This window comes from Actinomyces graevenitzii C83 (genome assembly GCF_000239695.1).
GTDB classification, from domain to species: Bacteria; Actinomycetota; Actinomycetes; order Actinomycetales; family Actinomycetaceae; genus Actinomyces; species Actinomyces graevenitzii.
Map to the genome: position 1 here is coordinate 750,385 of NZ_JH470338.1, position 20,994 is coordinate 771,378.

The following is a 20,994-nucleotide window of genomic DNA, read 5'->3' on the forward strand; positions in this document are numbered from 1 at the left end:
ATGGTGGACCACCAGGCCCACCAGCGCCCAGCGCACCGCCGAGTGTGAGAGCTTGGCGCGTGGATCGGCCGCTTGGCTCATGTTTTGACGCCACACGTGAGCACACGTCTGGCAGCGGTAGCGGCGCACGCTCACGTGCAAGATCGTGGGGTGCCACCCGTAGGCTACGTGAGCCAAGCGCCTGATCACCGTGTCGCGTACGACGCCTTCGCCCCCACACTGTCGGCACCACCGGTCCTCACCCACTACCTTGCAGGCCAAGATGGTCCGATCGCCTCCTACACGCTGGCCCGTCACTTCCAGGCCCAGGTCATCCAGGCGTGTGAAGGTGCTCAGGTCAGGGCGATCAAAGGTAGTATTAGGCATGTCGAGGTCTTTCGGATGGACGGTGTAGGAACCCCCATCATCGGAAGACCTCGACCCCTACCCGGCCACGACACGCCGAACCCCGCATACCACCCCCACACCCTCAATTATGAAGAGCCGCTTTGCTTTGGCTGTGGTTATCTTTTACGGCATCTGGTCTTCTATTGGTTTTAACGTGATTATTCTCAGCGCAGGCTTAAAGTCGATCCCGCATGAGCTCTATGAGGCTGCTGCTATCGACGGCGCCGGGCGGGTAAAGCAGTTCACGGCTATCACTATTCCGCTACTGACTCCCTCAATTTTCCTATTAGCCATTGTCACTACTATTGGTGGCCTGCAATTATTCGATTCTCTATTTGCCATTGTGGGCACGGCTAACCCGGCTATGAAGGATACCCGTTCACTGGTGTATCTGTTCTACAACACCGCATTTGAGAATAACGATAAGGGCGGCGCCGCTGCGATTGCAGTAATTATTCTAGTTATGGTGGCCCTGGTAACCCTGTTCCAGTTCGTTATGCAAAAGAAGTGGGTGCGTTATGTCTAAGCCTCAACGCACGCCTTTAAAGCGTGTGCTACGTACACAGTTGCATTTAGCTCCAGCCCATGTGCTACTGCTGTTTTTTGGGCTATTTATGGTATTTCCGTTTGTGTGGCAGATTATTATGTCGCTGTCGACAAACGCGGAAGTGCGTTCGGTGCCGCCAACTTTTTGGCCTGAGGTTTTGCAGTGGCATAACTACGCCGATGTGTTTGCCAAGCTACCTTTTATGCAAAACTTTTGGATTTCAGTGCTGATCACGGTGATTCGCACACTGGCGCAGCTGCTGTTTTGCTCCATGGCTGGCTATGCTTTTGCGCGGATGCAGTTTAGTGGCCGGGGTATTCTTTTTGGCGCGGTGCTGCTGATTTTGATGGTTCCCAGTCAGGTTTACCTGATCCCCCAGTACCAGATTGTGCAGGGGCTTGGGCTACTGGAGACTCCCTGGGGGATTGTGCTGCCGGGTTTGTTTAGCGCCTTTGGTACTTTCTTGATGCGCCAAACTTTCCTAAGTTTGCCGCGTGAAATGGAGGAGGCTGCGCGCTTAGATGGCTGCTCGCAGTGGCAGACTTTCACCAAGGTAATGCTGCCCCTGGCGGCGCCGGGCTTATCTGCAGTGGCGATTACTACGGTGCTGTGGTCTTGGAATGATTTGCTATGGCCACTGATTGTGACTACGCGCGAAGACAAAATGCCACTAAGCGTTGGTATTGCCACTCTAGCTGGCGAGCACTCCACCGATTACAGCATGATGATGGCTGCCTCGATCATGTCTATGGCGCCGATCTTCATCTTGTTCTTCTCTATGCAACGCCGGGTAATTAGCGGCCTGGCTAGCTCTGGCTTGAAGGGCTAGGCCAGCTTTTAGGCTACTTTTAGGGGCGACGTCGAAGCGCAGCGCGCGCTTGGGCGTCGCCTAGGCGCCTTCTTTAATGGCCTCGTGGTGGCGGATAACTTCACTGACAATGAAGTTAAAGAACTTCTGGGCAAACACCGGATCTAGACCCGAGTCCTGAGCTAGTGCCTCTAGGCGGGCAATCTGCTGGGCTTCACGCTGATGGTCAGCAGCTGGCAAGTCTAGGTCGCGTTTAAGTTCACCAACCTGGCGGGTACACTTAAAACGCTCCGCCAATACATGCACCAGCACCGCATCGAGGTTATCGATAGTGGCGCGCAGCGCCACCAACTGAGGTGGTGTGGGTGCAGGTTGGGCTAAAGTGGCTTCACTAGATCTAGCCGAATTCAAGCTAGCGTCTTCATGCTGGTGAGCAGGGCTCATAAGTTCAGGCGCTCTTCGAGCGAGCTTTTTTTGGGCTCTTAAGCGTGCTGGTTAGCGCCCCCGAGCCGGCGTCGTAAGTGGGCTTAGCTAGCCCGCGCACCACGTCAGCATTAATCTGTACGCGCCCAATCTCCGGGTGTGAGGGCACCTCAAACATGACGTCTCCCAGCACCTCTTCAACAATGGCAGACAGGCCACGAGCACCGGTTTCACGCTCCAGGGCCAGCTTAGCGATCTCTGCTACCGCGTCGTCGCTAATTTCTAGCTCTACCCCATCCAAGCTCAGCAGGTACTTATACTGGCTGATCAGTGAGTTCTTAGGCTCAGTCATGACCCGCACCAGATCTTCTTGACCCAAAGCCTGCACGGTGGCAATCACCGGCAGACGGCCAATGAACTCTGGGATTAGCCCGAATTTACGCAGGTCTTCAGGGCGCACGCGCATATCGAAAGCGGCGTCGTCGCGCTCAGAGCCAACCAGTGAGGAGCCGAAACCAACCACCTGAGCGCCGGTTTCTTTACGCTGGCGAGCCCGCAAAATTTCCTCAATACCGGCAAAAGACCCAGCCGCAATAAACAGGATGTTGGAAGTGTCAATCTCCATGAACTCCTGGTGGGGGTGCTTGCGACCGCCTGAGGGCGGCACTGAAGCCACTGTGCCCTCAATGATCTTTAGCAGCGCCTGCTGTACACCTTCACCCGAAACATCGCGCGTAATTGAGGGGTTCTCGTTTTTGCGCCCGATCTTGTCGATCTCGTCAATGTAAATAATTCCGTGCTCAGCGCGTTTAATGTCACCATCAGCGGCCTGAATCAGCTTAAGCAGGATGTTTTCTACATCCTCACCCACATATCCGGCTTCAGTTAAGGCGGTGGCATCTACCAGAGCGAAGGGCACATCCAGCAGCTTAGCCAGGGTGCGGGCCAGGTGGGTTTTCCCAGTACCAGTGGGGCCCAGCAGCAAAATATTTGATTTATTTAGCTGCACCGCTTCTTGTTCAGTTAGTGAAGTTTCGCGAACCTTTACACGTTTATAGTGGTTGTAAACAGCTACCGACAATGCGCGCTTAGCTGCGTCTTGACCAATAACGTGCTGGCATAAAAAGTCGTAAATCTCTTTAGGCTTAGGAAGTTCAAAGCTGAATTCGCTTGCGTCAGCGTTGATCTCTTCTTCAATGATCTCAACACATAGCTCGATACACTCATCGCAGATGTATACGCCAGGACCAGCGATTAACTTCTTGACCTGCTTCTGACTCTTCCCACAGAATGAACACTTGAGAAGATCTACACTCTCAGCGCGAGCCACAGACGCACTCCTTTATGTCGAGCGACGCTTTTCTACGAGATAACTCTACGGCGTATTCAGATAAAAATCAGCTAAACGGGAGCGTGTCGCACCGCTCCCGTTTAAAAATTGCTGATTTTCAGGGCAATTTAAAGTGTTTTGGCCCTAAAGTCACACCGAGTGTACTGCCGGAGCAGACTTACGCGAGTTGAGCACCTGGTCGACGATGCCGTATTCCTTGGCGGCGGTGGCCGTGAGGATCTTGTCGCGTTCTAGATCGCGGTGCACTAGTTCACGGTCGCGGCCGGTGTGGAAGGCTAGGGTGTCTTCCAGCCAAGCGCGCATACGGTCAATTTCGTTGGCCACGATCTCAATGTCGCTAGCCTGCCCCTGGATACCCTCCATAGCGGGCTGGTGAATCAGCACGCGGGCGTTAGGCAGCGCTAGGCGCTTACCCTTGGCACCGGCAGCCAGTAGCACTGCGGCGGCAGAGGCAGCCTGGCCCAGGCACACCGTCTGCACCTGCGGCTTAATGTACTGCATGGTGTCATAGATGGCGGTCAGCGCGGTGAAGGAACCACCGGGGCTGTTGATGTACATGGTGATTAGGCCGTCAGGGTCCTGCGACTCTAGCACCAGCAGCTGGGCCATAATGTCGTCAGCGCTGGTGTCATCCACCTGCACCCCCATGAACACGATGCGGTCTTCAAACAGCTTGGCGTAGGGGTCTTGGCGCTTAAACCCGTAAGCGGTGCGCTCCTCAAACTGAGGTAGCACGTAGCGGGCAGAAGGCATGGCGGCACTGGCCTCTACCTGGCGGGCGATCGCATCAAAATAGGGGCGAGTGCTCATCAGTTGTCTCCGTTCTGCTTGCTGATTTCGCTAGCGGACTTAACGATGTGGTCTACGAAGCCGTATTCGAGAGCTTCCTGAGCGGTGTACCAGTGGTCACGGTCGCCGTCGGCAATAATCTGCTCAACGCTGTGACCAGTGTTAGCCGCCGTGATCTCAGCTAGCTGCTGCTTCATGGAGATAATCAGGTCCGCGTTGATACGGATTTCAGTGGCGCTACCGCCGGCGCCGCCAAGGGGCTGGTGCATCAGCACGCGGGCGTGGGGGGTGATGTAACGCTTGCCCTTGGCGCCAGAAGAGAGCAGGAACTGACCCATGGAGGCAGCCATACCGGTGGCCACAGTTACCACGTCGGGCTGTACATACTGCATGGTGTCGTAGATGGCCATGCCGGCAGTTACTGAGCCACCGGGGCTGTTGATGTAGAGGTAAATGTCTGCCTCAGGGTCTTCGGCAGCAAGTAGTAGCATCTGTGCGCAGATGGCGTTGGCGTTATCGTCACGCACCTCAGAGCCCAGCCAAATGATGCGCTCTTTAAGCAGGCGGTTGTAGATGGAATCAGTCAGCGCCATACCGTTAGCGTTATCGCCGGCTGCGCTGGGGTTGACATCGCTCACGCGCTTATCCCTCCTTGAAAGGTTTTTCTGCATCAGACAATAGCCTGTTTTAACTGCCAAGGCACGAAAATCGCTTAGTTTTCGCTTTGGGCCGCTAGTTGAGTCAACCCCGCGCAGCTATGGATTCACTTAGCTTGCGGTTTTTTAGCCACTAGCACGTAGCCGCCCATGAGGCGCCCTTGCACCTTGAAAGCTTTACGCATGGTGCGTAGACGCTCTTTAGCTCCAGGCATCTTACGGGCATTGTTCCAAAAACGCAGCGCACCTAGCAAACCCTCATCGCGGATTAAGCGGGTGGGCTCTAGTAGGCGTAGTGGCGCTTTGGCGCTGAAGACCACCTCTAGCCCGGCGTCTTCCATGAGCTGGCGCCAGCCATCCTCGGTTAGCGGGCGGGCGCCTACCTTGATGGTGCGCGAGAGTTCTTTGCGAGCCGCTTCAAACTCCTCCTGGCTATATCCGCTAGATACCGCCATTTCGTGGATGGCGTAGCGACCTCCGGGAGCTAGTAGGCGGGCAGCTTCTTTCACAATAGCGGCCTTGGCTTGGGGCGACTGGATGGTAAGCATGGCTTCACCCACCACCAGATCGGCGCTAGCCTCGGGCAGGCCGGTGCAGGCGGCGTCGGCCACCACATACTGGGCCTGAGCGTAGGGGGCGATCACCTTGGCAACGGCTTGGCGGCCTTGCGGATTTGGGTCGACGCCGGCGTAGGACTTGGGGTTTGCCTTTAGTAGCAGCCGCGCAGTGGCGCCCACGCCAGGGCCAAACTCAACAATGCGGTCTTGGCTGGTGGGGGCGGCTGCGGCGAGCATTTTGCGGGTTAGGGCAATGCCGCCGGGGCGCAAAATCTTTTTGCCTAGCGTGGCTAGCAGCCAGTGTCCTTGCATCCGGGAGGCCTCGGGGGCTTGGCGTAGGCCCTTGCGCTCCCCTTGCTCGACGGCGCCGGATTGCTTTTCGCTGTTCTCGACGGCGCCGCCTTGGTCAGCTGCGCCACTCTGGGCTGGGGCGCTCTGTAAATCCTTGCTCATGGCCTACTCCTAGACGTTAACCATGACTAGGCGCATACGGCAGGGGGTAACGGCGCGCAGCGCGTGACGCTCGCCGGGAGCCAGGTAGATCATGCCGCCGTCACTTAGTAGCGTGGTTTCGCCGGCCACATCAAATTCCATTTCACCTTCTAGCAGGGTGACTACCACTGCCTTAGGTGAGGCGTGCTCGGTTAGTAGCTGGCCGGCGTCGAAAACAAAGTCGACCACCCGCAACACATCATTGTTAACCACTACCCGCGAGGTGGTGGCTTCCTTCAAAATCGGCAGGTCAGCGCTGACACTGGCGATAGAAATGGACTGTTCGACAGCAGTTGAGGCCATTTGTTCCCCTTAAAACCGTGTTAAATGCTTGAGGCTTTAGGTTAGGCCACACTGCCTTATTTACGCAAGCAAGCGGTCACTAAATAAAATTTGCAAATCGCTTACAAAATAAACCAAGGGGCCGGCAGCTTACGCTACCGGCCCCTTTAAGTTAGAGAGCTAGGCTCACTCGTAAAGAGCTAGGCTCACTCGGCGTCTTCAGCCGGAGCGTCCTCAGCGCCCTCAGCGGCGGACTCTTCGCCCTCCTCGTTGGTGCCGATGAACTCGCTCAGGTCAACTACGTTGCCCTCAGAGTCCTTGACGGTAACCTCACGTAGGGCTACAGCCAGGGACTTGTTGCGAGCGATTTCCTGGGCGAAGGCCGGGATCTGGCCAGCCTGCTGGGCGCCCTGCAGGAACTGGCCGGGCTCCATGCCGTACTGCTGGGCAGTCTGCAGCAGGAAGTCGAACAGCTCGTCCTGGGTCACGGCCACATCCAGCTTCTCAGCCAGAACGTCTAGCAGCAGCTGCTCAACCACGGCCTTCTCAGCGTCAGGACGGATTTCCTTGGCGTGCTCTTCGTCGCCTTCCTTACCCTCAGCGGCTAGGTGCTGGCTAATCTGAGCCTCAACCACAGCCTCGGGCACCGGGAACTCCACTACAGACTTTAGGTGCTCTAGCAGCGCGTCGCGGGCGGCGATGGCCTGGTCAGCGGTCTTTCGGTCGGCTACCTGCTTGCGCAGGTCCTCGCGCAGCTCTTCGATGGTGTCGAACTCGGAAGCCATCTGAGCGAAGTCGTCGTCAGCCTCGGGCAGCTCACGCTGCTTGGCGGCGGTGACCTTAACGGTAACCTCGGCCTCTTCACCAGCGTGCTCGCCACCAGCCAGGGTGGTGGTGAAGGTGGCGCTCTCGTCGGTCTTTAGACCGCGCAGAGCGGTGTCTAGGCCCTTAAGCAGGTTTCCCTTGCCGATTTCGTAGGAAATACCGGAAACCGAGTCAACCTCCTGGCCGTCAATCTCAGCCTTTAGGTCGATGGTTAGGAAGTCACCGGTCTTGGCCTTGCGCTTGATGGGCTTTAGGGAACCGAAACGGGCGCGTAGGTTGTCCAGCTCGGCGTCAACGTCTTCATCGCTAACGGTGGTGGCGTCAACGGTCAGCTCGGTGCCTTCTAGGGAAGGAATCTCGAACTCGGGACGCACGGTTACGGTGGCGGTGAAGGAGAACTGGCCGGAGATGGGGCCATTTACAGCCGGAATCTCAACGATCTCAATTTCGGGCTGCAGCAGCGGAACGCGGCCAGAGTCAACCATGGCGTCACGGTAGAGGTCAGGCAGGGCAGCGTTGATGGCCTGCTCAATTACAGTGCCACGGCCGACGCGCTGGTCGATTACGCGGGCGGGAACGTGGCCGCGTCGGAAGCCGGGAACCTGAATCTGGGAGCCGATCTCCTTGTAGGCGGCGTCGAGCTGGCTCCCCAGCTCCTCGTGGGGAACCTCCACGGTCAGCTTGACGGAGGTGGGATCTAGAATCTCGACAGAGCTCTTCACGGGCGTGTACTCCAATAAATGGATGGTATGAGGGCACCGGCATGCCGGCGGGTGTACTTTTTTGACACCTTTAACCGTCCCAGTCTAGGGGACAAATCCTTAATTTGCACTTTGCGCCCGCCACGGCGTAGCTACTTCAGCCGGTAAGTTGGTGCTTTTTGAGCGCTTAGCAGCCTTTATATGGCCGGTCACAAAGCTTTAAGGGGGCAGTTACGCTTTAAAAATAAGCCAACAGGGTCTCTAGAGTGCGCCCAATCTCGCGCTCATAGTGTTCCTGGATCCGCTCATCGTCATGCACCTGTGCCGCATTTAGAATGTTTACACGGTATTTGCGTAGGGAAGCGCGAACCGTGCGGCGCAGGGGACCTAAACCGCTTACACCTTCATGCTCATCGAGAGCCACCGCAGCGCTTTCAAAGTGTGCGGCTAGGGCGTCTTGGGAGCAGTTGGCTAGCTGATCGGATAGGTCGAACAAAAGGCGAACCGCGCCAGCCTTGTCACCCATAAGCTTCATCGCGGTCATGGCCATAGTTTGGGAACCTTCCTGCGAAATTTCATGGCTGGGTTAATTGTATGAAATCGCGTCGAGCATACATAGCCTGTCACCTCAGTTGTCAGCAAGCACACTAATATAACGAACAGATATCTATCAGTAACTGTAGGCTATGTAAGGCTATGTCTGGACTAAGCGCTGCGACGGCAAGTTCTGCTTGGCGGCGACTAGAGATTTTACGCCCACTTGCAAGTTTAGGTGCTTAGTTGAGTAATTAAATGGCCACGGTGCCAAGTTTTTGGTCGGGGTGACAGGATTTGAACCTGCGACCCTCTGCTCCCAAAGCAGATGCGCTACCAAGCTGCGCTACACCCCGGTGGCTCACATATCGGTGTAAACCTTATGCTCGCTTCGAGCGGGTGACGGGAATCGAACCCGCGCAATCTGCTTGGAAGGCAGAGGCTCTACCATTGAGCTACACCCGCGCGGATGCGCTAAATGCACATCACTACCTGCTTAACCCGGCAGGCTCGGGACGCTACCGTAGACTTATCAGTCCTCGACTAGGCCGAGCTTGTAAGCCTTTGCTAGACGACGAGGAATCTTGACCTCGCGTCCGGCAATGCGCAAGTTGTCCAGCTGAGTCAGCTCAGCCTTCCACTGGGCGCGACGGTTGCGGGTGTTGCTACGGGACATCTTCCGCTTCGGAACTGCCATGATCCCGCTCCTCTCGTATAGAAAACAAACCTGAACCGACGTGTAACCTTACCCGGTGCACGCTGATCTAGCCAATCTATAATGCACAGATGCGGGTGTGAGTTCCATCGCCTCAAACAACTTAAGCAACTTTACTAGCCTTAGTCCCCTTAAGTCGAGGCACTAATAAATAGGCGTTACTCACAATTGACTCATGCCACAATTAGCTTATGAGTTCACTAGCACCAGCTGGCGTGCTGGTTCCGGCAGATACTAGCGCTAGCGAGATTGACTTAGAAATTAAACGCTCACACTTTCTGGGTTTAGCGGCGCGCACCACTAGTGAGGCCCAGGCCCGTGAGTTTATTGCCAGCCGACGTGCCCTCTACCCTGACGCGCGTCACCATTGCAGCGCTTTTATTATCGCTAACCCTGGCGCCACTCCCACGGAACGCTCTAACGACGACGGCGAACCCTCGGGTACCGCTGGTAAGCCCATGCTTGAGGTGTTGCGTGGCAGCCAGATTTTTGATGTAACCGTGGTGGTCACCCGCTACTTTGGTGGCACCCTGCTGGGCACGGGCGGGCTGGTGCGCGCCTATTCGCAAGCCACCGCCCAAGCTTTAGAACAGTTAAGCCTGTGTAGGCGCAGCCAACAGTATTTATGGCAGCTGCGCGCACCGGTGGCCGAGGCTGGTCGCATCGAGGCTGAGCTGCGCGCCGGCGGCGCCAATATTGTGCAAACCCGCTGGGAAAGCCAGGCAACTATCGAACTGGCCAGCGCCGTCGCCAATCCCACAGAACTAGCCGCGCTAGTAGCTAACGTGACCCGAGGCCAAGGCCAGCTAGAAGCTGCCGGCACCAAAATCCTTGAGCTGCCCCTCTAATCCCTTAATAGTCCCTAATCCGCTCACTGCGAAGCTGAGGTATTTAGCGCTTTTTAGATAGTGAAAAACTGTTGTACTTACGCCAGTTAGCGTTGTACAGTGACTGGCGGCTGGCCAACACTTGGCCAGCAAGATTTTTGAGCGCGAAAGGAGACACAGCCATGATGAATATGGCGCTGATGATGTCCTTCGCGCAGTGCATGTGTCTGTAGCACGTCAGGCCTCGAATTAGTGCGTCGCCTGCGCATGCCTGGCGTCTATTTGCCCTTGGCCAGACAGGCCCTGGCCCCAACTCAAGTTTTTCCTACCGTTTGCGTACCCATCGAAGCGCTGCGGGCCCAAAAAATTTACTTAGGGAGATTTACATGACTGACATTGCTAACTCTATTGCTGACCTGGTTGGTTCCACCCCACTGGTACGCATTAACCGCGTTATTGACGCCCCGGCCACGGTACTAGCCAAGTTTGAGGCCCTAAACCCCGGCCACTCGGTTAAAGACCGCATTGCCCTAAACATCATTCGCGCCGCTGAAGCCTCCGGCGCCCTCAAGCCCGGCGGCACCATTGTGGAAGCCACCAGCGGCAACACCGGCGTGGGCCTATCTGCTATCGGCGCGGCGCTAGGCTACCGCGTGATCATCACCATGCCTGACACCATGAGCAAGGAACGCCGCGCCATTATGCGCGCATTTGGCGCAGAGCTAGTGCTAACCAGCGTTAACGGCGTGCAGGGTGCAGCTGACAAGGCCCGTGAAATCCAGGCGGCCACCCCCAACTCGATTCTGGCCTCCCAGTTCACCAATGAGGCTAACCCTGCCGCCCACCGCGCCGGCACCGCCCTGGAAATCTGGGAACAGTCCGGCGGCCAGGTTGACGCCTTCGTAGCCGGCATCGGCACCGGCGGCACCCTCACTGGTGTAGGCCAAGTGCTGCGCGAAAAGAACCCCAACGTCAAGATTTTCGGTATCGAACCGGCTGAGTCTCCCCTGCTAAGCGAAGGTCACGCCGGCCCGCACAAGATCCAGGGTATTGGCGCCAACATTGTGCCCGAGGTGCTTGACCAGAACATTTGGGATGAGCTGCTGCACATTGAGTCTGAAGCTGCGCTAACCTACGCCCGCCGTGCCGCCGCTGAGGAAGGCCTGCTGGTAGGTATCTCCTCCGGCGCTGCCCTGGCCGCCGCCGACCAGCTAGCCCACCGCCCCGAGTTTGCCGGTAAGACCATTGTCACCCTGCTGCCCGACACCGGTGAGCGTTACCTGTCCACTCCCCTGTACTCGGCTTATTTGGACTGAAAGCAAAAGACTGTGACAGTTAAGACCACACCCGCCCCAGCTAGCCAGTTATCTGCCGCTAAGGCCGACCTGGTTATGGGCGACGTGCACAGCGAAGCCACTGAGGCGCCAGCTAGCCCATGTTGTTCTAGCCCCTCTGACCGTAAAGGCATGGGCCTGCTAGCACTGATCCGCGAGGACATTAAAACTGCCCGCGACCGTGACCCAGCAGCGCGTTCAACCGCCGAAGTGGCCCTGCTCTACCCAGGTTTACACGCGGTGTGGGCTTACCGAGTAGCCAACCGGCTGTGGTCTAAAGGCCACCATTTCTCCGCCCGGGCCCTGTCTCAGGCAGCCCGCGCAGCCACCGGCGTGGAGATTCACCCTGGCGCCACCATTGGTCGACGTTTCTTTATCGACCACGGCATGGGGGTAGTTATCGGTGAAACCACCACAGTTGGCGACGACGTCCTGCTCTTTCACGGGGTAACCCTCGGTGGGGTGTCAATGACCCCGGGCAAACGTCACCCCACCATTGGCAACCACGTCACGGTGGGGGCTGGGGCTAAGGTTTTGGGTCCGGTTACGGTTTACGACGGCGGCGTTATTGGCGCCAACGCGGTGCTGGTTAAAAACCTGCCTGAAGGGCATGTTGCCGTGGGGGTACCCTCCAAAGTTCGCGACCCACGCACCGACCCGGAGCTGATGATAGACCCGACCATCTACATCTAAGCCCTACAGCTAATAAAGCTTAAGCTGCTTTAGAAAATGGCCGGCTGTCACAGTCTTAAATGGCCTTAAGCGCTAAGAAGGGACCCCAGTGGGGTCCCTTCTTATTTCTTAGCGCTATCTAGGAGTCAGCAGATGTCAACTTAGCAGCTGCCACCTGGTGCTTACCTAGAACACCGGCTTTGCGGCAGCTGGCACTGTTAGCGCAGCACCTTACCGGTGGCCAGCTCATGCAGGCGGGCAAACACCGCTCCCCCACTGGCGCGTACCCCGTTGTGCTCATACTCGCTGGTCACCCAGGTTTGCAGGCCGGGGACCAAAGCTGCGGTTTCCAGCGAGAACTGTACGGGCACATAAGCATCACGGAAGTACACTGCCGCCGCGCCCTTAACCTGGCTGGCACGCATGGCCTGGGGCGAATACAGCTGCGGCCAGGGGTACTCAGCTAGCGCCTGGGCCACGTCAGCCCAGTCACGCAGCAGCGAGTCTTCCTCAAAGAACTTGGGGCTAACGTGCTCACCGGTTAGCAAGGTGGGGTCTGACTTAAAATCTTCCGGCAGGGTGCGCACCGCCGCCCAGTTAGTTACCTGCCCATCAGCCCAGCAAGACTCGTGGATGAAGGCATACAGCGGGTTGCGGGCACTAAAGGCCAGCTGCTCACCAATATCCCAGCGCTGACGCCAAGAACCAGGCTCCTGACTGAGCAGGTTGTGCAGCACATCCGCGCCGCCACTAGCCCCTAGCAGCATACCCAGGCTACGCAGGCGGGTAACCCCGATAACGTCACCATGCACGGTGTGTAGCTTGCCGGCGTCGGCCATTTCTAGCAGGTTAGACATGCGCTCGCGGTCGCCAGGGAAACGGGCATAGAACTGCTCGGACTTTTCGCGCATAGCCGCGTAGGTGGCCGTGTAAACCTCATCCAAGCTGTGGCCCACTGCCGGCAGGCCACCGGTGAGGTAGACGTGGTGCAGGCTTTCGCTGTGTGCGCTGACGTAGCGGGTTACGCAAAAACCACCAAAAGACTGGCCTATTAGGCTCCAGCGTTCAATACCCAGGGCCTGGCGCAAAGCCTCGGCGTCTTCCACAATGGAATCTGAACGCAGGTGGGTTAGGTACTCCACCATGGTCTGCGTGTCAGCCCAGGGCCGGCCCACCGGAGTGGAGTTACCGGTGCCGCGCTGGTCTAGCAAAATCAGGCGGTAGTGCTTAAGCGGCTCAGCTAGCCAACCCAGGCCGCCGTCGACATAGGGGTAGGGAGCCTCAAAGCCGGGCCCCCCTTGCAGATAAACCAGGGCCTCACGATCGGTTGCCCCAGCCATGGCTACTTCGCGCGCATACACCGTAATGGTGCGCTTGTCGCTGGCGTCGCCGTGAACTAGCGGCACCTGTAGGCGGTGCTCGCGGGTAAGCACCCCGCTAGCGTCTTTAGTCCAAGTAGTTGATTGCAGCTTAGCCATTTATGCTCCTTTGTTGCGCTTAAATTTGCATTGATTTTTGTACTGATTTTGGAGCCTTGGTTAGCTCCCTTAGCGCTTTTAAGGCCGTCTAGCCTTTAAGTGCACTCATTGCTGCCGAGCCTAATGCCACAGCGGCGCACCCATTAGCGCCCCTGGCAGCGCGGACACCAAAACAGGGTACGACCCTGCATCATGTCGCCAGCAATTGGGGTGCCGCAGCGTAGGCAGGGCCGCCCGGTGCGGTGGTAGACATACCAGCGTCCAGCCTCAGGGTCATCGGGGGGTAAGGGTTCAGGCACGTCATCGGAGTTAACGGTGGTAATTAGACCGGTAGCTACCCCGTGCGCCATTAGCGCAGCGTTGTCATCCCATAGTTTGCTCAGGCGCTGCGCACTGATATTGACGCCTTGGCGGCGTGGACTGATGCCAGCCCGGAAAAGCGATTCGGCCCGGTAAATGTTGCCCACCCCGGCTATTACCGACTGGTCCATCAGTAGCTCTCCAATGGCCCGACGGCGCCGGCGTACGTTAGCGATAAAGGTTGTTTTCCCTTCGGCTGTTTCTCCCGGGGCTAGCGGGTCTGGACCCAGGCGTGCCTCAACCGCTTTAACGCCCTCTAAATCCAACAGTTCGCAGGTGGTGGGGCCCGATAGATCAGCCACCCCATGCTTACTAACTAGACGTAGACGCACCGCACCTTTAGGGGGCGCAGGTTGCCACTGTCCAGGAGCTAGTTTGCCCTCGGGGAGCTTCAAATCTGGGCGTGGTTTGCCAGAGCCAACGGTGGCGGCAACCCCTTCGGGCTGACTTAAAGCCTCACGGGTAGACACTGTCAGGCCCGCGAGCGCGCTGCCGCCAGAGTGTCCACCTAGTTCTTTAATGCCTGGCAGGCCGCTGCGTGAACCTACTTCTAAGGCAGGGGCGTCGAAGACTTTGGGCACAACGAAGGTAGTGTCGCCGTCGAAGTTCCAGGCCCCGTATAGACCCAGGTGGGTGTGTAGCCAGGTGATGGCGGGTGAGTCTAGGGCGACGTCGGCGGCGGGGGCGAAAGCTGCCAGTAGGTGTTTGCCGTGGGCGTAGGAGCTGATAAAAACTTGTCCATCTAGGCGGGCGGCTCCCTGGGAGAAGCGACCTTGGGGGCTAGATGCTTGCAGCTGGCGGTCCCCAAACAGGATGTTTAGGGACTTTGCCAGCCGGTGAATTGTGTGTCCTTCAGGCATCAGGCCTCAAGGTCAGCGAGGATCTCGATGCGGCGCTGGTGGCGCGGCTCGTTGCTGTAGGGCTCGGCTAGGAAGGCGTCGATGATTTCTAGGGCTTCTTCGCTGGTGTGCATGCGGGCGCCGATACCAACCACATTGGCGTTGTTGTGCTCACGGGCTAGGCGGGCGGTTTGCAGGTTCCAGGCTAGGGCGGCGCGGGCGCCACGGACCTTGTTGGCGGCGATTTGCTCGCCGTTGCCCGAGCCACCAATTACGATGCCTAGACTGCCGGGGTCGTTAACAGTGGCCTGGGCGGCTTCAAAGCAGAAGGAAGGGTAGTCGTCTTGGGGGTCGTAGGTTAATGCGCCGTGGTCAATAACCTCATGTCCGTTGTTTTCTAGGTGAGTGATGGCGATGGCTTTGAGTTCGTAACCTGCATGGTCTGCAGCAATATGTACGCGCATGTAACCAATTGTGCCCGGTTATTGGCGTAAAGAAAACTAAGTCAAAGCGCTAAGGGCAGCGGCTAAGATAGTTTTATGACGAATGAAAATACTGCCCAGCTAGTTGCGGGTGTGCTGAACCCTGCAGATATGGATACTAGTGTGCGGGCGCAAGATGACCTGTACCGCTATGTAAACGGCACTTGGCTGCGCACCGTTAAGATTCCCGATGATCGTCCTTCTGCCGGCTCTTTTATGGAGCTGCGCGACGGCGCTGAGCTGGCTTGCCGCCAGATTATTGAGGACTGCGCTAAGCAGACTGAGGCCGGTCAGGCTAGCGGTGAGGCTTATCAGATCGGTGCGCTGTATAAGTCTTTTATGGATGAGGCTGCGGTTAATGCGGCCGGTGTGGCTCCGCTGGAAGCTGATGTAGCCGAGCTGTTTAGCGCCTCCAGCAAGGATGAGCTGGCTAGCGTTATGGGCGCTAAGCTGTTTGCGATTTTCCATGGCCCGATTGGAGCTGGGGTTGAGGTTGACCTTAATGACCCTGAGCGTTACACCGTGTGGGTTTCCCAGGCTGGTTTGGGCCTGCCTGATGAGGCTTACTACCGTGAAGAGGATAAGGCGGCGCTGCGCCAGGCTTATACCGCTCACATCGCTAACATGTTCACTTTAAGTGGCTATGACCAGCGTTTGGGCCGCCAGGGTGCGGAGATCGCCCAGGCCGTTATGAAGCTGGAGACGGCGCTCGCGGCCGGGCACTGGGATGCGGTGCGGTGCCGTGACATTGAGGCTATGAATAACCCCATGAACTGGGCTGATGTGGTCTCTAGCGCGCAAGGTTTGCCGCTTGAGGTCTGGTCTAGTGCGGCCGCTAAGGTGGTGGGTGAGGGCTTCTTTAACCGTGAGGTTATTGTGGGCCAGCCTGACTACCTGCCTAAGGCCGCTAAGGTGTGGCAGGAAAGCGACCTTGAGGATGTGCGTGCCTGGATTATTTGGCATGTGCTGCACTCGCGCGCAGGGCTGCTGAGCCAGGAGATTTCCACCGAAAGCTTTGATTTCTACTCGCGTAAGCTGCAGGGCATTGATGCCCAGCGTCCACGTTGGAAGCGTGGGGTGAGCCTGGTTGAGGGCACTTTGGGTGAGGCCCTGGGCAAGCTTTACGTGCACCGCCATTTCCCGGCCGCCAATAAGGAAGCTATGGATGTGCTGGTGGCGGACCTACTGGAGGCTTACCGTGGCTCTATTAGCCAGCTGGAGTGGATGAGCCCGGCTACCCGCCAAGAGGCTTTGGCTAAGCTGGAGCAGTTCACGGTTAAGATTGGCTACCCCACTAAGTGGCGCGACTACAGCTCTTTGCAGCTAAGCGCCACCGATTTGGTAGGTAATGTGCGCGCCGCTGAGGCTTTTGAAACCGCCTATGAGGCAGGCAAGCTGGGTAAGCCGGTGGACCGCGACGAGTGGCACATGACGCCGCAGACCGTCAACGCCTACTACAACCCGGTGATGAATGAGATTGTTTTCCCGGCAGCTATTTTGCAGGCGCCTTTCTTTGATTTAGAGGCCGACGACGCCGTTAACTACGCTGGTATCGGCGCGGTTATTGGTCATGAGATCGGCCACGGTTTTGATGACCAGGGCTCCACTTTTGATGGCACCGGTGCGGTGCGTGACTGGTGGACTGAGGCTGACCGTAAGGCTTTTGAGGAGCGTACCGGCGCCCTAATTGCCCAGTATGACGCGTATGTGCCCGCAGATGTGGCTGCCCACTATGAGCAGTTGGGCCAGGCGGCTCCCCATGTTAAGGGCGCGCTGACTATTGGTGAGAACATTGGTGACCTGGGTGGTTTGGGTATTGCCCTAAAGGCCTACAAGCTGGCTTTGGCCCGTAAGGGCGTTGAGTCTTTTGACCAGGCCCCGGTGATTGATGGTTTGAGCGCTTTGGAGCGGTTCTTCTACTCTTGGGCCCGCATCTGGCAGCAAAAGAGCCGCCTGGAGCGTGCTGAGCTGCTGCTGGCCACCGACCCGCACTCGCCTAACGAATTCCGTTGCAACGGTATTGTGCGCAACCTGGATGAGTTCTATGAGACCTTCAATGTGGTCCCCGGCGATGAGCTGTACCTGGATCCTGACCAGCGCGTAACTATCTGGTAAGCCCAGCTGGCTAGTTCCAGGCAGCTAGCTGCCACCAAAGCACTAGGTAACTAGCACGGCTAACTAGCCAGATCCAGGCAGCCAGCCACCACCTGTTAAACCTTGACCCGCTTAGCCTGACGGCTAAGCGGGTCAAAGCTTTCACTTTAGTTCGCGTAAGATAAGCAGCACTACTACTAGTATTTTTAGGAGAGTCAATGCCCGGCATTAACCTCACGCGAGTGGAGGCCAGCGAGCGCGCTGCCATCATCACTACTCGCGAGTACGCCGTCGACCTGGACCTAACCCAGGGCGAGGAGACCTTCCGCTCTGTTACCGTGGCGCGTTTTGACGCCAAGGCCGGGGCGAGCACCTTTATTGACCTAATTGCCCCCGCCGTTCATTCGATCAAGCTTAACGGGGTTGACCTGGACCCGCTGGCCGTCTACCACGACAGCCGCATTGCTCTAGAGAACCTAGCTGAGCACAATGAGCTGGAAGTAGTGGCTGACTGCGCCTACATGCACACCGGTGAGGGTCTACACCGCTTTGTTGACCCCGCTGATGGGCTCACCTACCTTTACAGCCAGTTTGAGGTGCCCGACAGCCGCCGCGTTTTCACTGTCTTTGAGCAGCCTGACCTTAAGGCTTCTTTCACTTTCACCGTTAAGACCCCTGAGAGCTGGACGGTATTTTCTAACTCCCCCACCCCACCCCGGTAGCTGAGCAGGCGGGCACCCACACCTTCCACTTCGCCCCCACTCGTCCGCTCTCGTCTTATGTGACTGCGATTGTGGCCGGCCCCTATGTGGGCGCCACCGACACCTACGTGGCTGGCGATGGCCGCCAGGTTGAGCTGGGTACCTACTGCCGCCGCTCCCTGGCTGAGCACATGGACAGCGAGGAAATCCTCAACCTGACCAAGGCTGGCTTTGAGTACTTCGAGCAGCTGTTTGGCACCGCCTACCCCTTCGAAAAGTACGACCAGATCTTTGTGCCTGAATTCAATGCCGGTGCCATGGAGAACGCTGGCTGCGTCACCCACCGTGACGACTACATTTTCCGCTCTCGCCCCATTGAGGCTCTGGTTGAGCGCCGCGCGGTAACCATTTTGCACGAGCTGGCCCACATGTGGTTTGGTGACATGGTCACCATGAAGTGGTGGAATGACCTGTGGCTAAACGAGTCTTTCGCCGAGTACACCTCCACCCTGGCGGTAGCTGAAGCCACCCGCTGGAGCGACGCTTGGACCACCTTCCAGACCATTGAGAAGGGCTGGGCTTACAACCAGGATCAGCTCTCCTCCACCCACCCGGTGGCCGCAGAGATCAAGGACCTGCACGACGTCGAAGTTAACTTTGACGGCATCACCTACGCCAAGGGCGCCTCCGTACTGGCCGCGCTAGTGGGTTACGTAGGCCGCGACAAGTTCTTCGCAGGCATTAAGAACTACCTGGCTGCCCACGCCTACGCCAACGCCGAGTTTGACGACCTGCTGCGTGAGCTGGAGGCCACCAGCGGCCGCGACCTATCCACCTGGGCTCGCCTATGGCTGCAGGAAGCTGGGGTTACTACCCTGCGTCCGCGCCTAGAGGTAGATGAGCAGGGCGTTATCACCAGCTTCGTGCTTGACCAGGAGATCCCCGCTGGCTCGCCCGCCTCACTGCGTCCCCACCGCGTAGCTATTGGTGGTTACGCCATGGATGCTAACGGCAAGCTAGAGCGCAGCGTTCGCATTGAGATCGACGTCGACGGCGCCAGCACCGTGGTCAGCGAGCTGGTGGGCTCGCCTCGCCCGGATGTAATCCTGATTAACGACGACGACCTAACCTACGCCAAGGTGCGTCTGGATGAGGCTTCGGCGGACTTTGCGCTCAAGCACATCACCGCATTTACCGCTTCGCTGCCGCGTTCCATCGCGCTAGCTAGCGCCTGGGACATGGTGCGTGACGCCGAGATCAGCGCCGCCCAGTTCCTGCCGGCCGCTTTGGAGGCCCTGAGCGTAGAGACTCACTCTTCCGTGGTGCGTGGCCTGATCGCCAAGGTGGCTACGGTGGTGGGCCTGTACCTGCCCCCGGCCCAGCGCCTGGAGTACATTGAGCACGCTGCCCGCGCCCTGGCCCAGCTGGCCCAGGAGGCCGCCCCCGGTAGCGACACCCAGCTGCAGCTGGCTAAGGCCGCCGCTGCCCACGCCCTAACCGGTGAGCAGATTGAGCGCGTGGTGGGCTGGTTTGATGGCTCAGCCCCACTTGAGGGCCTGGTTGTGGATCAGGATCTGCGTTGGGAGCTGCTGATCAGCCTGGTGGCCGCCGGCCGCTTTGGTGAGGCTGAGATTGCCGCTGAGGCTGAGCGTGACGTGACCACCACTGGTCGCGAGCGTGCCTCGGAGGCTCGCTGCGCCCTGCCTTCGCCGCAGGCTAAGGCCCAGGCTTGGGAAAAGCTGGTCACTGACGCCTCAATTCCTAACGAAACCCTGGCTAAGTCTTTGCGTGGTTTCCTCAATGTCACTCGCCACCCGCAGCTGCTAGCCCCCTTCGTGGAGGCTTATGGGCAGATCGTTGAGCAGGTGTGGAGCTCGCGTACCTTCCACATGGCTGAGTCGATCCTGGCCGGTATCTTCCCGCTGCCGGCAGTTGGTTTGGACGACGTCGACGCCCAGGGCGTGCTGGAGCAGTGGCTGCAAACCCACACTGACTCCCCCGCCGCCTTGCAGCGTATTGTGCGTGAAAACCTCGACGACGTTAAGCGCGTACTAGGCGCGCAGGCCGTAGCCTGAGTTTAAACGCTAGTGGGGGCCCAGTTCCTTGGAACTGGGCCCCCACTGTATTTGCCAGGACTTGCCTTGGCTTAGCCAAGACTTGTGCCGCTTAGTCAAGATCTGCCCTGGATTCGCCAAGATTTGTGCCGGCTTTTAGTGGCAGTTTTGGCTGGAGCGCGCTAGTTGACGCTTAGCAGCTTATCCCCCGTATTTACTGCGGTACCGGGCTGTGGTAGAGCTAAGTTCTCTTCAGCTACTTCCATAGTGATCACTGGGCAAATCGGGTTGAATCCCAAGGCCTCAATGGCAGTGGGGTTCCAGGTGACAACCGGGTCACCAACACTGACCTGGCTGCCTTCTTTGGCATGCAATTCGAAGCCCTTACCTTGCAGGGTCACTGTGTCTAGCCCCAGGTGGACTAGTACACCTACGCCTGCTTCGGTAAGGATCACGAAGGCGTGAGGATGAATCTTAGCTAGCTTGCCGCTTACGGGGGCTAGCACGGTTACGTCCTGACCATTGCGGATAGGGTCGACGGCGACCCCGGGTCCCACAAACTTTTGGGCAAAGACTGCGTCCGGAACATCCTCAATGGCAACCACTGTGCCGGGAAGGGGAGTTAGGACTGACAGGCTCACCGTAGGTCCTCAATGTCCTCACTGATATTGTCAGCGTTGGGGCCGACGATTACCTGCACAGTGTCACCCATGACCAGCACCCCGTGGGCGCCGGCACTCTTGAGAGCTGCCTCATCTACTACGCTGGCGTCCTCCAGCTCACAGCGCAGACGGGTAATGCACGGCTCAATTTCAACAATGTTGTCAAAACCGCCGAGGGCGTCAACAATCTGCTGTGCCTGAGACATATTGGCTCCTTTTAGGATCGCGGTAGCTAAAAACCACCTATTGTTAAAACCTTGGCGACCACGCCAAAGTCAAGCTGCACCTAAGGCGAGCTCTGGTTACATGATAACGGAAAATGTTGGTTTCAATGTGGTAAAACTTTGGTTTGCTTGCGAAATAGTGAGTAACATAAGTGGTGGTGAGAATAGTTTTCTGTGGGAAGCTGTTCGACCTTGTGTGT

21 protein-coding genes, 2 tRNA genes and 2 pseudogenes are annotated in these 20,994 nt (G+C 57.8%); 7 read left to right on the forward strand and 18 right to left on the reverse strand.

All coding sequences use genetic code 11. The features are described 5' to 3' along the window. Positions 1–366, reverse strand: a pseudogene (locus HMPREF0045_RS10920) (ISL3 family transposase); the annotation flags it as partial. Between the two features lie 109 nt (positions 367–475). On the opposite strand from HMPREF0045_RS10920, the gene HMPREF0045_RS03295 reads away from it, so the two are divergent. Together HMPREF0045_RS03295 and HMPREF0045_RS03300 are read left to right on the forward strand one after the other, a co-directional pair. Beyond that, positions 476–913 carry a carbohydrate ABC transporter permease gene (locus tag HMPREF0045_RS03295; RefSeq protein ID WP_005985482.1) on the forward strand — a complete coding sequence of 146 codons (438 nt, stop codon included), beginning with the start codon at positions 476–478 and terminating at the stop codon, positions 911–913. 118 nt (positions 914–1,031) lie between these two features. Then, entirely contained in the window at positions 1,032–1,763 is a 732-nt protein-coding gene (locus tag HMPREF0045_RS03300; protein WP_231196670.1) for a carbohydrate ABC transporter permease, read from the forward strand. A 60-nt stretch (positions 1,764–1,823) separates the two neighbouring features. Here HMPREF0045_RS03300 and HMPREF0045_RS03305 read toward each other — a convergent pair whose 3' ends face one another. The 11 genes from HMPREF0045_RS03305 to rpmF form a co-directional block, all read right to left on the reverse strand. Next, positions 1,824–2,186 carry a chorismate mutase gene (locus tag HMPREF0045_RS03305; RefSeq protein WP_005985486.1) on the reverse strand — a complete coding sequence of 121 codons (363 nt, stop codon included), beginning with the start codon at positions 2,184–2,186 and terminating at the stop codon, positions 1,824–1,826. Positions 2,187–2,190: 4 nt separating this feature from the next. Continuing rightward, positions 2,191–3,495, reverse strand: a complete 1,305-nt coding sequence (gene clpX, locus HMPREF0045_RS03310) for an ATP-dependent Clp protease ATP-binding subunit ClpX (protein ID WP_005985488.1) — start codon at positions 3,493–3,495, stop codon at positions 2,191–2,193. A gap of 150 nt (positions 3,496–3,645) precedes the next feature. Then, positions 3,646–4,326 carry an ATP-dependent Clp protease proteolytic subunit gene (locus tag HMPREF0045_RS03315; RefSeq protein WP_005985490.1) on the reverse strand — a complete coding sequence of 227 codons (681 nt, stop codon included), beginning with the start codon at positions 4,324–4,326 and terminating at the stop codon, positions 3,646–3,648. Beyond that, the gene (locus HMPREF0045_RS03320) at positions 4,326–4,976 is read right to left on the reverse strand and encodes an ATP-dependent Clp protease proteolytic subunit (RefSeq protein WP_050807425.1); all 651 of its coding nucleotides are present in this window, start codon (positions 4,974–4,976) and stop codon (positions 4,326–4,328) included. Before HMPREF0045_RS03320 ends, HMPREF0045_RS03315 begins: the two co-directional genes overlap by 1 nt. Before the next feature lie 92 nt (positions 4,977–5,068). After that, complete coding sequence (locus tag HMPREF0045_RS03325) at positions 5,069–5,971, reverse strand: class I SAM-dependent methyltransferase (protein WP_005985495.1); 903 nt, start codon at positions 5,969–5,971, stop codon at positions 5,069–5,071. A gap of 9 nt (positions 5,972–5,980) precedes the next feature. Continuing rightward, positions 5,981–6,313: a cupin domain-containing protein gene (locus tag HMPREF0045_RS03330; protein ID WP_005985497.1), complete on the reverse strand. Its 333-nt coding sequence runs from the start codon at positions 6,311–6,313 to the stop codon at positions 5,981–5,983. A gap of 185 nt (positions 6,314–6,498) precedes the next feature. Next, complete coding sequence (tig, locus tag HMPREF0045_RS03335; RefSeq protein ID WP_005985499.1) at positions 6,499–7,839, reverse strand: trigger factor; 1,341 nt, start codon at positions 7,837–7,839, stop codon at positions 6,499–6,501. Between the two features lie 217 nt (positions 7,840–8,056). Then, a complete protein-coding gene (locus tag HMPREF0045_RS03340; RefSeq protein WP_155813081.1) occupies positions 8,057–8,362 on the reverse strand; it encodes a hypothetical protein in 306 nt (101 codons plus the stop codon). A gap of 269 nt (positions 8,363–8,631) precedes the next feature. Next, a tRNA-Pro gene (locus tag HMPREF0045_RS03345) sits at positions 8,632–8,708 on the reverse strand. A 38-nt stretch (positions 8,709–8,746) separates the two neighbouring features. Continuing rightward, a tRNA-Gly gene (locus HMPREF0045_RS03350) sits at positions 8,747–8,817 on the reverse strand. Between the two features lie 67 nt (positions 8,818–8,884). After that, the gene (gene rpmF, locus HMPREF0045_RS03355) at positions 8,885–9,049 is read right to left on the reverse strand and encodes a 50S ribosomal protein L32 (protein ID WP_005985504.1); all 165 of its coding nucleotides are present in this window, start codon (positions 9,047–9,049) and stop codon (positions 8,885–8,887) included. A gap of 209 nt (positions 9,050–9,258) precedes the next feature. Between rpmF and HMPREF0045_RS03360 the strand changes: the two genes are divergently transcribed. Further along, positions 9,259–9,915: an IMPACT family protein gene (locus HMPREF0045_RS03360; protein WP_005985506.1), complete on the forward strand. Its 657-nt coding sequence runs from the start codon at positions 9,259–9,261 to the stop codon at positions 9,913–9,915. A gap of 43 nt (positions 9,916–9,958) precedes the next feature. Here HMPREF0045_RS03360 and HMPREF0045_RS10925 read toward each other — a convergent pair whose 3' ends face one another. Next, positions 9,959–10,117: a hypothetical protein gene (locus HMPREF0045_RS10925; protein WP_005985508.1), complete on the reverse strand. Its 159-nt coding sequence runs from the start codon at positions 10,115–10,117 to the stop codon at positions 9,959–9,961. Positions 10,118–10,280: 163 nt separating this feature from the next. Here HMPREF0045_RS10925 and cysK point away from each other — a divergent pair, with 163 nt between their 5' ends. Beyond that, positions 10,281–11,210, forward strand: a complete 930-nt coding sequence (gene cysK, locus HMPREF0045_RS03365) for a cysteine synthase A (protein ID WP_005985510.1) — start codon at positions 10,281–10,283, stop codon at positions 11,208–11,210. A gap of 150 nt (positions 11,211–11,360) precedes the next feature. Continuing rightward, complete coding sequence (gene epsC, locus HMPREF0045_RS03370; protein ID WP_040315963.1) at positions 11,361–11,921, forward strand: serine O-acetyltransferase EpsC; 561 nt, start codon at positions 11,361–11,363, stop codon at positions 11,919–11,921. 197 nt (positions 11,922–12,118) lie between these two features. Here epsC and HMPREF0045_RS03375 read toward each other — a convergent pair whose 3' ends face one another. From HMPREF0045_RS03375 to HMPREF0045_RS03385, 3 genes are all read right to left on the reverse strand, one after another. After that, positions 12,119–13,378, reverse strand: a complete 1,260-nt coding sequence (locus tag HMPREF0045_RS03375) for an alpha/beta fold hydrolase (RefSeq protein ID WP_005985514.1) — start codon at positions 13,376–13,378, stop codon at positions 12,119–12,121. Positions 13,379–13,521: 143 nt separating this feature from the next. Next, positions 13,522–14,598: an Fpg/Nei family DNA glycosylase gene (locus HMPREF0045_RS03380; protein ID WP_005985516.1), complete on the reverse strand. Its 1,077-nt coding sequence runs from the start codon at positions 14,596–14,598 to the stop codon at positions 13,522–13,524. Beyond that, a complete protein-coding gene (locus HMPREF0045_RS03385; RefSeq protein WP_005985518.1) occupies positions 14,598–15,041 on the reverse strand; it encodes a ribose-5-phosphate isomerase in 444 nt (147 codons plus the stop codon). Before HMPREF0045_RS03385 ends, HMPREF0045_RS03380 begins: the two co-directional genes overlap by 1 nt. A 75-nt stretch (positions 15,042–15,116) precedes the next feature. Here HMPREF0045_RS03385 and HMPREF0045_RS03390 point away from each other — a divergent pair, with 75 nt between their 5' ends. Continuing rightward, the gene (locus HMPREF0045_RS03390) at positions 15,117–17,174 is read left to right on the forward strand and encodes a M13 family metallopeptidase (RefSeq protein ID WP_005985520.1); all 2,058 of its coding nucleotides are present in this window, start codon (positions 15,117–15,119) and stop codon (positions 17,172–17,174) included. Between the two features lie 197 nt (positions 17,175–17,371). Beyond that, positions 17,372–19,929, forward strand: a pseudogene (gene pepN / locus HMPREF0045_RS03395) (aminopeptidase N). A 161-nt stretch (positions 19,930–20,090) separates the two neighbouring features. Here pepN and HMPREF0045_RS03400 read toward each other — a convergent pair. Further along, a complete protein-coding gene (locus HMPREF0045_RS03400) occupies positions 20,091–20,549 on the reverse strand; it encodes a PTS sugar transporter subunit IIA (RefSeq protein ID WP_005985526.1) in 459 nt (152 codons plus the stop codon). Continuing rightward, positions 20,546–20,776, reverse strand: coding sequence for a glucose PTS transporter subunit EIIB (locus HMPREF0045_RS03405; protein WP_005985528.1), 231 nt, complete (start codon positions 20,774–20,776; stop codon positions 20,546–20,548). Before HMPREF0045_RS03405 ends, HMPREF0045_RS03400 begins: the two co-directional genes overlap by 4 nt. Positions 20,777–20,994: the final 218 nt, after the last annotated feature.